The following is an 11,798-nucleotide window of genomic DNA, read 5'->3' as shown; positions in this document are numbered from 1 at the left end:
CAATGTCATTAAGTTAAGAAAGAATAGTCCCAGTCCAAAGCAAGCTCTGCTATTAGACTGGGACTATTTTTGTGACCAGACAGTAAAAAAATAAAGAAAAAGGCTTGACAAATTATCAAAAATCGGAGGCTTTGCCTTGAAAGCATTTTCAAAGGAGGCCTCCAAATGAACAAAAAATGGTCACCAGAGGAAATAAAGCAAAAATTAAAGCTTGCAATCTCTCATGTAACTGAATCGAAAGATGAATTTGTCCTTAGGCCTGGAAAAGACTTTACCAGGAATCGGAAACTTAGCATGGATACAATGATCCAGCTCTTGATTTCTATGGGAGGAAATACACTGCGCAAAGAAATGTATGATTGGTTCCATTATGCATCCGATACAGCAACTGTTTCAGCATTTGTTCAACAGAGAAACAAGTTATTGCCTGCTGCATTTGAATCGATATTCCATAGCTTTGCTAAAGAATGCACTATGAATTCATACTACAGTGGATACCGTGTCCTTGCTATTGATGGTTCTGATCTAAGATTACCAGCCAATGCAAATGATCCCGAAACATACATCAAAACGAATGAAACGGATAAAAAAGGGTATAATCTTGCACACTTGGATGCTGTATATGACTTGCTCAGCCATGTCTATAGCGACGCATCCTTGCAAATGAAAAGAAATATGAGTGAACATCGAGCATTAGCCATAATGGTAGATCGTTTGGAGATAAGCGACAAAACTATTATTGTAGCGGATCGGGGATATGAATCGTTTAATACTATGGCTCATATTAAAGAAAAGGGATGGCATTTTGTATTAAGAGCCAAAGAATCCTATGGAATTATCACAAAGATAGCACTTCCGGATTCCAAGGAGTTTGATATGCCTGTGAGCATAACCTTAACCCGTAGGCAAACGAAAGAGACACGAAAATTATTTGAGCAGGACCCTTGCAAATACCGTTGGCTTCCACCTAAAGCAACATTTGACTACATAGAGCCTAAGTCAAATAAAATGTATGATTTGAATTTCCGTGTAGTGCGATTTATGATTTCATCAGGTTTATATGAAACCATATATACAAATTTGCCAGCTGCTAATTTCCCAGCCGAAAAGATTAAACACCTCTACAAAATGCGTTGGGGAATAGAAACATCATTTCGAGAGTTAAAATACACAATCGGATTGGCCAGCATCCACAGCAAGAAAATACAATTTGTCATTCAAGAAGTGTTTTCTAAGCTTATTTTATATAATTTTTCGTCACTTTTGATGCGTTTTCGTGATCTTAAGGATAATAAAGTTCGGATAAACTTTTCTGCTGCGTTTTTGTGGTGTAAGCAGTTTTTGTATAATATGACCAGCGAAGCGGTTCTGCTGCAAATGCTCTTGCGATGTACTTCACCCGTGCGTACTGGCCGAAATTTTCCAAGATATCAAAAGCATCTTTCTGCTATGAGTCTTAACTATAGAATTATCTGAACCAATTTCATATAATCTTTTTCAGATGCTTACGGGCACCTGTTTTTGTGTTGCCTTAAAACATTCAGTAATTGCTAAAATAATAAATCAGTGCCTCTGCAAGCACGGGTTTTAGCTTTACAGAGGCACTGTGAGTTCTTAACTTAATGACATTGAGTTTACAGATATCGGTTAAAAGAGTCGGTATATTTCTGCAAACCATGCTTTGTACAATACAAATATAAGTCGCCGCCTATTTTCATCATTGGAATACGGGCTTCTGCACTTTGTTCCGGATACAAGCGGATTAGAAGCACCCTGTCGTAAAGCACATACGCCACAAATGCGATATAGTGGTCTTTCATCATATCATGACGGATAGAAATATAGTAGTCTATGTCCATTTCTTGTACTGTAATTTCATGTTCTGCAGTGTAAGGCAGCGGTTTAAAGGCCGCTGCTTTCGTCCGCAGCAGGAGATGGAGGTGCTCGTCCGAATGTTACCACAGGCAGGGCATACATAGAATTGAGTTTTATCAATCTTTCCCACGTCAGGTAGGTTGGGATCAAGTTTCCCCTCCAGCATTTTTTGAATGTCTGCCCCCAGTACGGCCGCAAGCTCAGACCATAGCGAAACATCGGGGAAACCCAAACCGCACTCCCATTTGGATATGGTCTTATTGCTGATATTTAGCAAATCCGTAACCTGCTGCTGTGTCAGACCCTTTTCTTTTCGCAGCTGAAAAATTAAACGCCCAACCTTGGTGCAATCCACATTAGTCACCTCCAAGGTGTTCTGAGTTTATCATTGATATAGATATTTAGCGATGACTTGAACCAACCGAGTCGGAAGATGTCGTAAATCGGTGATGTCCAAAAAGCGTTCCTGCCCGTAAATATTACAAATGGTTTCTTTATCTTGCCCAATGGCAGCAGCCAGAAATAATATACCTTTGCGATTATATTCCTGTATCACGCCTTTCATATCAGTTATGGCAGTCTCACCGGTATAGTACGGCATAGCCTTTGGCTGACCGTCGCTGATGCTGATAAGCAGCTTCGTCTTTTGTGGTGCTTTCATCAGCTTTTCCGCCAGGATGCGCAGTTGCGAGAAAAGTACTACAGGCAATACAGGAAGCTTGTGTACCGAAGGTAGTCTATGTCTCCTGCGACCCTGCCACTTTGGCCCGAGATTTGGGGATACTGGATAGCCTGGGTTATCAAACTATGCAAGTGCAGCCAGTGGATATGTTTCCTTGGACGGCACACGTTGAGAGTATAGTTCTGATGACAAATAGTGGTTTGAAGGGCAAATAAGGCAGGCCAACCACTATATGTAGTGGTTTTGGAGCAAAAAATGGGCAAAAAACAGGGCCGAAAATTGTATTTTTTGGCCCCGTTTTTTAGGGGTATTTATAGATGACATTCGGTATTTCAGAGTCCATGCTTGAATTTCCCATAGCTGGACAATAAGATGATAAAGGACAGTATAGAACACATAAACAAACAGGAATTTAAGAACAAGGTAGAAACAAATATGATGAGGAGGTGAAATGCAAATGGGAAGAGGAATGAGATTTTTAGAATCATCAGCAAATCCAGATGAAGACTCCTACGGATATAGAGTTGAATGGGATGATCAAACAACATCAGTAAAAGAAATGATCAAAAATGGTGGGAAAATTGAGCATTACGGTTCTGGTTCAAGAGGTGTTTCAGGTTTCGATAATGCGTGGGACGTGTTTAACGATTACAGAGATAATCCGGATTTCATAGGTGTACGGCTAATAAGAATTGATTCGAATGGAAATGAAAGTATATATGCATCTAAATAAATTTATCGAATGGAACAAATGAAGCAGGAAGAATAAAAAGGTTTTACTGTGCTCGACAAATATCAATTTATTTAATTGAATATAACTGTTCCTGAAAATCAGCGGGAGTGTTTTCTAACGAAGATACCCCCGCTTTTTTTATGCCCTTTTTAGGGACTCAAAGATAATAGAATGGAGGAAGTCAAAATGGCAAATGAAACAATGCGTATCTTTTTCCCTCTGAAGATTTTCTGCTATCCTCAGTATGACTGTATGGAGGATGAGAGGGAAGATATCTCACCAAGGGAGGCCGTGGCGTATGAGGATCAAATCCTCGCTGCTATCACCAAGGAGAACCGACATTTCGAAAATGACCGAGGTCTTGCTGAGTACATTCACGACGAAGCTCTCAAGCAAAAGGTGTATAGTCTGTACCCGACAGTGGAGGTTGTTGATGGCGAGTTGTGGGGAGTCATGACCGCCGGGCTGAAGGAGACTCTTACCGGAGAAGAAACCGCTGCGCTTATGGATTATGTGTGCGGTCAGAACTCTGACGGGTATGGGGAAGGATTCGAACAGCGTCCCATTAAAACTCCTGACGGCGAGATCTACGTCAGCTTCTGGAATCATGAAAACTATTCATTAAAGCTTGAACAGGAGATGAAAAACAGCTCGTCCGACCTTGGATACGGAGGTCAGGTGATGGGATGAATGAAAATGTGAACAGACAAATAGAGCTTTTTGGTTTCTTATGAAGCTGAAGGGCGCTTTTTTGTTGCAGCAGATTGCTGTGAGCCATACAACTAAATAAAGAACGAGAAAGCGTTGTCTTTATAAAAAAGGCAGCGCCTTTTTTGTTTTCCGAGAAAGGAGCTGAACTATGAAGCATGATGTAACACCAGAAGAAAAAACAGGAGCCGAAGAAAACGCTCCACCTGCAAAGCATTCCCTGCCTCTGCCTGAAGATACAACTCGCTGTGTCGGCTGCCCTTATCCCGGCGTCGGTTTTATCTGCTGGAGTTCTGACGGTTCCTGCATGAGAACCGACGTTGAAAAAATCAGCCGCCGGGGCAAAGGGAGGTGACATATTGAACAGCATTATCAGTTGGGTGGGCGGCAAAAAGGCTCTGCGGGATATGATCTATCAGCGTATGCCGAAGGAATTCGGACGGTACATTGAGGTCTTCGGCGGCGGAGGCTGGGTGCTGTTTGGACGGCCTCCGGACGCCGCTATGGAGGTCTACAACGATTTCAATTCAGACCTAGCAAATCTGTTCCGATGCGTCCGCGACCGCCCCTTTGCTCTTCTCAAGGAGCTGAATTTCTTTCCGTTGAACGGACGCGACGAATTCAATGTCCTGAAAAAATATCTGGAGAAGGAGGAATTCACAAACGAGTACCTGCGGGAGGAGCTGGAGATCGCACAGAGATTTCTCAATGAACCTCAGTTTGAGGAAATAAAGCCTATTCTTCTGGAAAATGCACAGATGAACGATGTAAAACGCGCCGCCGCCTTTTACCGTCTCATCCGGTTAAGCTACGGAAGCGGCTGCACCAGCTACGGATGCCAGCCCTTTGATATCCGGAAAACCTTTCATCTTCTCTGGCAGGGCAGCCGGAGGCTTAAGGATACTGTCATTGAGAATAAAGACTTTGAAGCTTTGATTAAGCAGTACGACCGTGAAAATGCCTTCATCTATTGCGACCCGCCATATTATCAGACGGAAGGACACTACGCCGTGGAATTTAAAAAAGACGATCACTATCGTTTGCGGGACACTCTTGCACCCTGCCAGGGGAAATGGCTCGTCAGCTATAACGACTGTGAATTCATTCGCGAGCTGTACAAGGACTTTAATATTGAAGCGGTCAGCCGCATCAACAACCTTGCCCAGCGCTATGACAATGGATGCGAATACGCTGAAGTCCTGATCTCTAACTACGACACTGCCGAAAGGCTGAGTGATATGCCGTCCCAGATGAATCTTTTCGACTCCGAACTGTTATTTGACCCACAACTATAACCCCATCACGGGGGTTAATTTAAAGGGGGAACACCTTAATGAAAATTATTAAAATGAAGTCTGAGGTAGACAAAAATGGCCAGATTGTTATTCCTGCAGAAGCCGTAGGCAATGCCGGGCTGAATCCCGGGGATGAGATCTGCCTCACCATGATGGTGCAGGAGGAAGTAAATCACCACTGCCCTCTGGTTCTTATCACATCTGAGGGAGTGGAGATTGCCGTCCCTCTCTTTGAATTGCAGAAGGATGACGAGAAATTTTCTCCGGAATATGAACTCCCGGAGGACGAACTGCATATACCCCACGAACTGCTGGAGTCTGCGGACATCCCATTATACAGCAACTTGGATGTCCTTTGTGCCGAGGGTGCCATTGTCATCGCTGCGTCGGATATCCTTGATCGTCTGCCAGACGAGCTACGCGGGCTCTTCGAGGATCTTGGCATAGACCCCAGCACCGTTCGTGACGTTATGAGAAAGGAGGGATACTTCGTATGAAAGCAAAGCCCATTTATAAAATCGTAGACGACAAGGGGCGTGTATTGATTCCGAAGGCACTTCGTACTGCTGCCGAAATGGAGCATGGAGATATCGTGCGCCTCGGAATCCATAAGGGCGTCATCACGGCAAAAAAGGTTGATCTTATTGAGATTGGCGACCAATCGCCGGAGGCAGTGGAAGCATTTGTGCGTGCCGCCATCCGCGATATGCCGGAGGAAACATTGATATCCATCGCCGCAAAGCTGCTGGACATAATCGAAAAAAGAAAGGAGCCGATTCGACTTGACTGAGAAAGAGTTATTCACACAAGAGGACTGCCTGCAAACCGGATATGACATGCCCATCAGCGGCAGGGTTATTTTACTCCGGCCTTCCTCCTTGCCGGGCGATCAGCGGAACGCAAAGCATCAGCTATGCTATTGCACCGGTGGAAACGGAAGCAATCCCAATCCCATCGGACGGTCCGTCTTCACAGTTTCACTAGAGGATGGAGAACTGGTTCGCTGGAACAGAAGCGATGTGCTTGGGATTGCGAAGCCGGAAATTCTGTCTGATCATGCCCGGCTCCAGCTCTCGCAGATCCGGCCGACTGATGCGTTGGATATGAAAAGCCATGAACCCCAGTACAGCGGCTATTGCTTTCTGCCGGACGGGCGATACACCTCCGGCGTGTGGCTATGCAGCATTGAACGATATAATAGAATAGCCGATGTGCTTGATGCACATAAAACAGCTGACAAATTCATAATAGATATTCCAATAGGTCTTGCAGACAGCAGAGAAGAAGCGGCACATCGACCGGAAAATACAGCGCGCAAAATCCTTAAAGGGAAATCGTCCTCGATTTTTCCGGTTCCATTTAGAAGTGTGGCAAGGGCAAAAACGGTAGCAGACGCTTGGAATATAAGCAAAGCGCTCAATGCTGGAGCAAATTATATGACTATGGGCATTCGTGACGCAGTGAATGAAATTGATATTTTCCTTCAGGAAAACGAAACGTGGAAAAATATTTTGCATGAAAGTCATCCCGAAGTTTGCTTTGCCTTGTTAAACGGCGGCAATCCAGTTATGGAGAAAAAATCAGAAGAACAAGGCATTGAAAAGCGACTGGAGATTCTTGAAAAATACGGGATTGACCGGGTGGATGTTACTCAACATCCGCTTTTTAGAAAATACAGGGATGATGTTGTGGATGCAGTTTGCTTGGCTCTTGTAGGAAGACTTGCTGTTGAAGGAAGAAGTGCAACAGTACCTGATGCGGACGAGATTAAGACCGATGCCACAGGATTAAAGATGCAGATGATAATTCCAAAATTATAACAATTTGTCGCTTGTCATGCGACCGATCAGAAAATAAGAAATGTTATCCTTGAATCACAATAAATGATGATTTGGAGGAAAACATTATGAAAAAAGATTTGAATGAACTGGTATTTATTCTTGACAGAAGCGGCTCTATGAGCGGTCTAGAAAGTGACACAATTGGCGGCTACAATGCCATGCTTGAAAAACAGAAAAAGGAACCCGGTGAGGCTGTTATTACCACAGTTTTATTTGATGACAAGTATGAGCTGCTGCATGACCGCATAAATCTTCGGGGGATAGCTCCTATTACAGACAAGGAGTATTATGTACGCGGAAATACTGCATTGCTGGATGCAGTGGGTAAGACAATAAATAAGATAGGAAATGTCCAGAAGCATACCGCCGAAGATGAGCGTGCCGAGCATGTAATGTTTGTAATAACTACAGACGGTATGGAAAACGCAAGCCGTGAATACAGCTATGGTAAAGTGCGCCAAATGATTGAGCATCAAAAAAGCAAATATGGCTGGGAGTTTATCTTTCTTGGCGCTAACATAGATGCCGTTTCAACTGCTGAACGTTTCGGCATTAGCAAAGACAGGGCAACAAATTATAATGCAGACAGTGAAGGTACGTTGTTAAATTATGAAGTGATCAGCGAAACTGTAAGCAGTATACGTGCTAACCGCTCGATATCTGAAAATTGGAAGGAACGTATCGACGAGGATTTCAAGAAACGTGGCGGCAGGAGATAATCATGATTGGTGCTATTATTGGAGATATAGTAGGTTCGGTTTATGAGTGGAACAATATAAAGACCAAGGACTTTCCTCTATTCAGCCCAGGATGTTTCTTTACTGATGATACGGTAATGACACTGGCAATTGCAGAAGGATTGATGAATGGCGGCGATGATGAAGATTTCATTGCCGCCATGAAAAAATATGGTCGTTTATACCCTGATTCAGGATATGGCGGACGTTTTGGCAGTTGGCTGTTTTCCGACGACATCAATCCATATAACAGCTGGGGGAACGGATCGGCTATGCGGGTTTCACCGGTGGCTTGGGCTTTCGATATTCTTACAGAGGTAGAGAAATATGCTAAGATCAGTGCTGCTGTAACGCATAATCACCCGGAGGGAATCAAGGGGGCTCAGGCAACAGCTGCAGCCATATTCCTTGCTCGCATGGGAAAAACAAAAGAAGAGATTAAGGCTTATATTGAGAATAAATATGGCTATGATTTAAACCGATCCCTTGATGAAATACGCCCCAATTACCGTTTTAATGAGAGCTGCCAGGAAACAGTACCCGAGGCGATAATTGCTTTCCTAGAAAGCGTTGATTTTGAAGACGCTATACGAAATGCAATTTCACTAGGCGGTGACAGCGACACTCTTGCGGCGATAACTGGCAGCATCGCAGAGGCGGCTTATTGTATTCCAAAAGAAATCAAGGAAAAAGCTTTATCGATTTTGGATCAGGGCTTACTTGATGTATATAGGGAAGCGCAATCAAGAATGAAAATCCTTATTCGTTAATTGGTATGGCGGTTTTGCGTGCACGTTTGTCATGTTGAGGAGGTAGAAGAATGCTTACTGTTGAGCAGTATATTTCACAGATGAAGAAAAAGGACAAGCTGGATGAATTCAATTTTCAGAATCATGCCGAAAACATGACGACAGTAATAAAGTATGTTATGGATTATTTTAACAACTACCTTAATCCTGAAGCATATGACTACGAAAATATCAAGGTTGAACAAACTCTTTTAAAAATAGAACAGGAAATTGGAGCCTCATATCCTAAAAGCAAAGATTTTATTTCCCGGTATTATAAGGAATACAAAAGCCGCATAGACCGAACATTAAAAAATTACATATCTGATTTGAAGTATTATGATTTGTTTTACTGCAAAGAGGACTATGAGGGTGCGGTTGATGCATTTTGCAATAGTTCAAAGGTAAAAGGGATTGGCGTTGAAAATTTTAAAGAGGACTTAGCAGTATTAGCACAAGAGATTAAAGATAATGAAACAGAAAAGCCTTCTTTCTCAAGCTACAGGCTCCTCGACGATTCGCTGATAGACTGGGTTAAGAGTGCATACAGGGAATATAAAGTAAACATAATTCAATTTACAGAAGGCTATATGTGGAAGTACAATGAGCGGTATGTTGAAAGAAAATATGATAGCAAGTCTGAAACGCATTATCGCATTAACCGATATAATCACCGATACAACAATAATCCCTTTTCAATCGATGAAGTGTACCAAGAGAATTGTAATCGTCCATTTATCGAAGGCAAAAAGGGTGAACTGGAAATGCTCATGATGTACGATTGGATATTTGATAATGTAGAAGATTCAGATTACTGGTCTGAATATGTAAATCTTTGTATTTCAACCCAAAGGGTTAAAATAGTAAAAAACATTAACGCTCTGATTCCGGTAAAAGTTAAAGATATTGCATATCCGCCGGATGTTCCATGCAGTAAATCGTTTATTGAAACATACGATGGTTTCATAAGTAACAATCCGGGAACATCCTACATTCTCAGGCTATCATATAATAAGGATAATGATGTGATATGGAAGGATGAAAAGGAATTAAAGAGCGTAATCAGTAATTTGCATGAAACATTTTCAAAATATTGCGCCCCGTCTGTAATAGAGATTTTTCCGCCGATACGATCAAACAACTATGGCGAAGAAGAATTTTTTCAAAAATATAGTATATTAGAAAAAGCTATGAGAAAATATTCCGATTTGAAAATTGTTATTGTTAACGGCTCTGAGAGGTACCATTCAAAACCAAAATACCTAATGCAGACGGTTGAGGACATATTAAATATAAGAAGGACAGTAAAAGAGAGGAAATACCATTTAAAACTTGCAGTTGATATCTCTTCGCTTTTTAAAAAGAAGTGCTATGGACATGAACTCGAAGAGAAATTAGACAAGTTAAGTGAAATAAGAAATAGCATATTGGGAATACACTTGTCCAATATTCATGATGTTTATAGCATTTTCAGCGAAATAAGAAAAGAAGACGATGTATACTTAAATTCACATGGCTACCATAAATATTCAGATTTTCTTGGCGGCATTTCTGCACTTTTTAATGATAATTTGCCCCGTTATTTTGTTCCGGAAAGCGTAGCTGGCAGCGAGGATCTGGAGGAGCTTGTCGATGTCCTCCTCAGAGGAGGATTCTCATTCCGCATAGAGGAGCAAAAGTATGTATAATGAAGATGATTTTCTTGCGGAACGGCAAAAGCTTTTTAACGAGGTATGGAGTGAGCCAATGACAACCATCGCAAAGCGCTATGGCTTGTCTGATAATGGATTGCGTAAAAGATGTATAAAGCTTGAAATACCCCTGCCGCCTGTAGGCCATTGGGCAAAGCTCCAGGCAGGTAAGGAATCGGCTCCGAAGCCCAAGTTGCCACCTATGAAAATAATAAAGCAAACTATTCATGCGGAGGATAAAAAGCATATTATCGAAATTGAAGATATTTCCGAAAAAACAGACAGCGAGCTTGAGAGTACGGATGGAATAGAGCTTTTAACTCCAGAATCGAAAGAAAATTTTATTCAATGGTGTAAAAAAATTCAAGTTCCCAAGAAAATCGATAATTATAACCCATTAATAGCTGAATATCAGAAAGAAATTGAATATAGAAAAGCAAGAGATGAAGAACATAGATTTCATGATATTTTTAGATATACCGATCTCTATTGGACTGTCCATCATAAAACGCCCTATCGTGATAACATAGCCGTTCTGCCGATATCAGTCTCGGAGAAACAAACCAATAGAGCACTGAAAATAATGAACACTTTAATCAACCTGGTCAGTGAATTAGGCGGAAAGGTAATTGTTAACCGTGGTGACAAGGACAATGCCACATTCATGGTTTTTAATCATGACTTCATTTTCGATATGAATGAAATCATGATAAAGCAAAGAACCAAGTTGCTGGAGCCTAAAGAAGTTATTTTAAATACAGAGTTCAAACCAATGTATGAAAAGCTGCCCAGCGGGTCGCTGGAAATTGGTTTTGCTGAAATCTCTGACAATCGGACTAGGGAAAAATGTACCAAAAGGCTGCATTTTCAGGATTCTTTAAATGAACCGCTTGAAAAGCAATTGGGTGAAATTTTCATATCCCTATTCAAAATTGCAAATGAAGCTGCAATTACTAAATATATTTCAGAACGGGAATATGAAAAAAGAAAAAAGGAAGAGCAGCTGCTACGTGAGATCGAAGCGGAGAACTCAAGAGAAAAACAAAAAATAGAAGCGAAAAATCAAAGGCGAGTTAAATTTCATCAGAATATAGATCACCATATGGAAGAATGGTTTAAATACCAGAACCTAAAGAAATATATCAATGACCTGAATGAGCTTCTGCCTACAATAGCTGATCCCGAATCAAAGGAAATAATCGAAGAATACCTTTTAGTTTTAAGAGATAAAGCGGAGAAATCTAACCCTCTTAATAACATTATTTCAGAAATAAAATCACTGAAAGATGACTGAAAGGCTTTCAAGCAGAGCTTGAAATTAGTAGAAAATTCTACAAATTCCCCTTAGATATATGGTATAATATAGAAGTTCTCATTTTATTTGCGCTAATAATTTAGGGTAAATGATGCGTTGAAATGGATAAAGTAATTGAGCTAGGCGGTGGCTG

Annotated in this window: 14 protein-coding genes and 1 pseudogene; 13 read left to right on the top strand and 2 right to left on the bottom strand. The window is 41.5% G+C overall.

Annotated features, from left to right (window positions below):
• Positions 1 to 165 precede the first annotated feature (165 nt).
• Positions 166 to 1,476: an IS4 family transposase gene (locus BUA78_RS04395; RefSeq protein WP_072911264.1), complete on the top strand. Its 1,311-nt coding sequence runs from the start codon at positions 166 to 168 to the stop codon at positions 1,474 to 1,476.
• 158 nt (positions 1,477 to 1,634) lie between these two features.
• Here the strand turns inward: BUA78_RS04395 and BUA78_RS04390 are convergent.
• Positions 1,635 to 2,230: pseudogene (locus BUA78_RS04390) on the bottom strand (helix-turn-helix domain-containing protein).
• Positions 2,231 to 2,260: 30 nt separating this feature from the next.
• The gene (locus BUA78_RS04385) at positions 2,261 to 2,536 is read right to left on the bottom strand and encodes a vWA domain-containing protein (RefSeq protein WP_238456713.1); all 276 of its coding nucleotides are present in this window, start codon (positions 2,534 to 2,536) and stop codon (positions 2,261 to 2,263) included.
• Here BUA78_RS04385 and BUA78_RS04380 point away from each other — a divergent pair.
• The 12 genes from BUA78_RS04380 (at position 2,524) to BUA78_RS04325 (ending at position 11,644) form a co-directional block, all read left to right on the top strand.
• Complete coding sequence (locus BUA78_RS04380; protein ID WP_139257235.1) at positions 2,524 to 2,772, top strand: hypothetical protein; 249 nt, start codon at positions 2,524 to 2,526, stop codon at positions 2,770 to 2,772. The genes BUA78_RS04385 and BUA78_RS04380 overlap by 13 nt on opposite strands.
• 242 nt (positions 2,773 to 3,014) lie before the next feature.
• Positions 3,015 to 3,290 (top strand): hypothetical protein, encoded by a 276-nt coding sequence (locus BUA78_RS04375; RefSeq protein WP_072911262.1) that lies wholly within the window; start codon positions 3,015 to 3,017, stop codon positions 3,288 to 3,290.
• Positions 3,291 to 3,476: 186 nt separating this feature from the next.
• Positions 3,477 to 3,980, top strand: coding sequence for a hypothetical protein (locus tag BUA78_RS04370; protein WP_072911261.1), 504 nt, complete (start codon positions 3,477 to 3,479; stop codon positions 3,978 to 3,980).
• Between the two features lie 169 nt (positions 3,981 to 4,149).
• Complete coding sequence (locus BUA78_RS04365) at positions 4,150 to 4,353, top strand: hypothetical protein (RefSeq protein ID WP_072911259.1); 204 nt, start codon at positions 4,150 to 4,152, stop codon at positions 4,351 to 4,353.
• Positions 4,354 to 4,357: 4 nt separating this feature from the next.
• Positions 4,358 to 5,293, top strand: a complete 936-nt coding sequence (locus BUA78_RS04360) for a DNA adenine methylase (RefSeq protein ID WP_072911258.1) — start codon at positions 4,358 to 4,360, stop codon at positions 5,291 to 5,293.
• Positions 5,294 to 5,331: 38 nt separating this feature from the next.
• Positions 5,332 to 5,790, top strand: a complete 459-nt coding sequence (locus tag BUA78_RS04355) for an AbrB/MazE/SpoVT family DNA-binding domain-containing protein (protein WP_072911256.1) — start codon at positions 5,332 to 5,334, stop codon at positions 5,788 to 5,790.
• Positions 5,787 to 6,083, top strand: a complete 297-nt coding sequence (locus BUA78_RS04350) for an AbrB family transcriptional regulator (RefSeq protein WP_072911254.1) — start codon at positions 5,787 to 5,789, stop codon at positions 6,081 to 6,083. The genes BUA78_RS04355 and BUA78_RS04350 overlap by 4 nt, the downstream gene beginning before the upstream one ends.
• Entirely contained in the window at positions 6,076 to 7,113 is a 1,038-nt protein-coding gene (locus BUA78_RS21010) for a DUF429 domain-containing protein (protein WP_072911253.1), read from the top strand. Before BUA78_RS04350 ends, BUA78_RS21010 begins: the two co-directional genes overlap by 8 nt.
• Before the next feature lie 86 nt (positions 7,114 to 7,199).
• A complete protein-coding gene (locus BUA78_RS04340) occupies positions 7,200 to 7,853 on the top strand; it encodes a vWA domain-containing protein (protein ID WP_072911251.1) in 654 nt (217 codons plus the stop codon).
• Positions 7,854 to 7,855: 2 nt separating this feature from the next.
• Positions 7,856 to 8,641: an ADP-ribosylglycohydrolase family protein gene (locus BUA78_RS04335; RefSeq protein ID WP_072911250.1), complete on the top strand. Its 786-nt coding sequence runs from the start codon at positions 7,856 to 7,858 to the stop codon at positions 8,639 to 8,641.
• A 50-nt stretch (positions 8,642 to 8,691) separates the two neighbouring features.
• Positions 8,692 to 10,347 (top strand): hypothetical protein, encoded by a 1,656-nt coding sequence (locus BUA78_RS04330; RefSeq protein ID WP_072911248.1) that lies wholly within the window; start codon positions 8,692 to 8,694, stop codon positions 10,345 to 10,347.
• The gene (locus BUA78_RS04325) at positions 10,340 to 11,644 is read left to right on the top strand and encodes a hypothetical protein (RefSeq protein WP_072911247.1); all 1,305 of its coding nucleotides are present in this window, start codon (positions 10,340 to 10,342) and stop codon (positions 11,642 to 11,644) included. The genes BUA78_RS04330 and BUA78_RS04325 overlap by 8 nt, the downstream gene beginning before the upstream one ends.
• Positions 11,645 to 11,798 lie beyond the last annotated feature (154 nt).

The organism is Desulforamulus aeronauticus DSM 10349 (genome assembly GCF_900142375.1).
Taxonomy (GTDB): Bacteria; Bacillota; Desulfotomaculia; order Desulfotomaculales; family Desulfotomaculaceae; genus Desulfotomaculum; species Desulfotomaculum aeronauticum.
Note: the sequence above shows the minus strand (reverse complement) of the source record. Positions and strands in the feature narration are given on the sequence as shown.

Bases quoted from the DNA above. Each gene is read 5' to 3' on its own strand.
- BUA78_RS04350 (WP_072911254.1), top strand. From the start codon at position 5,787: ATGAAAGCAAAGCCCATTTATAAAATCGTAGACGACAAGGGGCGTGTA.
- BUA78_RS04325 (WP_072911247.1), top strand. From the start codon at position 10,340: ATGTATAATGAAGATGATTTTCTTGCGGAACGGCAAAAGCTTTTTAAC.
- BUA78_RS04355 (WP_072911256.1), top strand. From the start codon at position 5,332: ATGAAAATTATTAAAATGAAGTCTGAGGTAGACAAAAATGGCCAGATT.
- BUA78_RS04375 (WP_072911262.1), top strand. From the start codon at position 3,015: ATGGGAAGAGGAATGAGATTTTTAGAATCATCAGCAAATCCAGATGAA.
- BUA78_RS04340 (WP_072911251.1), top strand. From the start codon at position 7,200: ATGAAAAAAGATTTGAATGAACTGGTATTTATTCTTGACAGAAGCGGC.
- BUA78_RS04330 (WP_072911248.1), top strand. From the start codon at position 8,692: ATGCTTACTGTTGAGCAGTATATTTCACAGATGAAGAAAAAGGACAAG.
- BUA78_RS04385 (WP_238456713.1), bottom strand. From the start codon at position 2,536: ATGAAAGCACCACAAAAGACGAAGCTGCTTATCAGCATCAGCGACGGT.
- BUA78_RS04365 (WP_072911259.1), top strand. From the start codon at position 4,150: ATGAAGCATGATGTAACACCAGAAGAAAAAACAGGAGCCGAAGAAAAC.
- BUA78_RS04370 (WP_072911261.1), top strand. From the start codon at position 3,477: ATGGCAAATGAAACAATGCGTATCTTTTTCCCTCTGAAGATTTTCTGC.
- BUA78_RS04395 (WP_072911264.1), top strand. From the start codon at position 166: ATGAACAAAAAATGGTCACCAGAGGAAATAAAGCAAAAATTAAAGCTT.
- BUA78_RS04335 (WP_072911250.1), top strand. From the start codon at position 7,856: ATGATTGGTGCTATTATTGGAGATATAGTAGGTTCGGTTTATGAGTGG.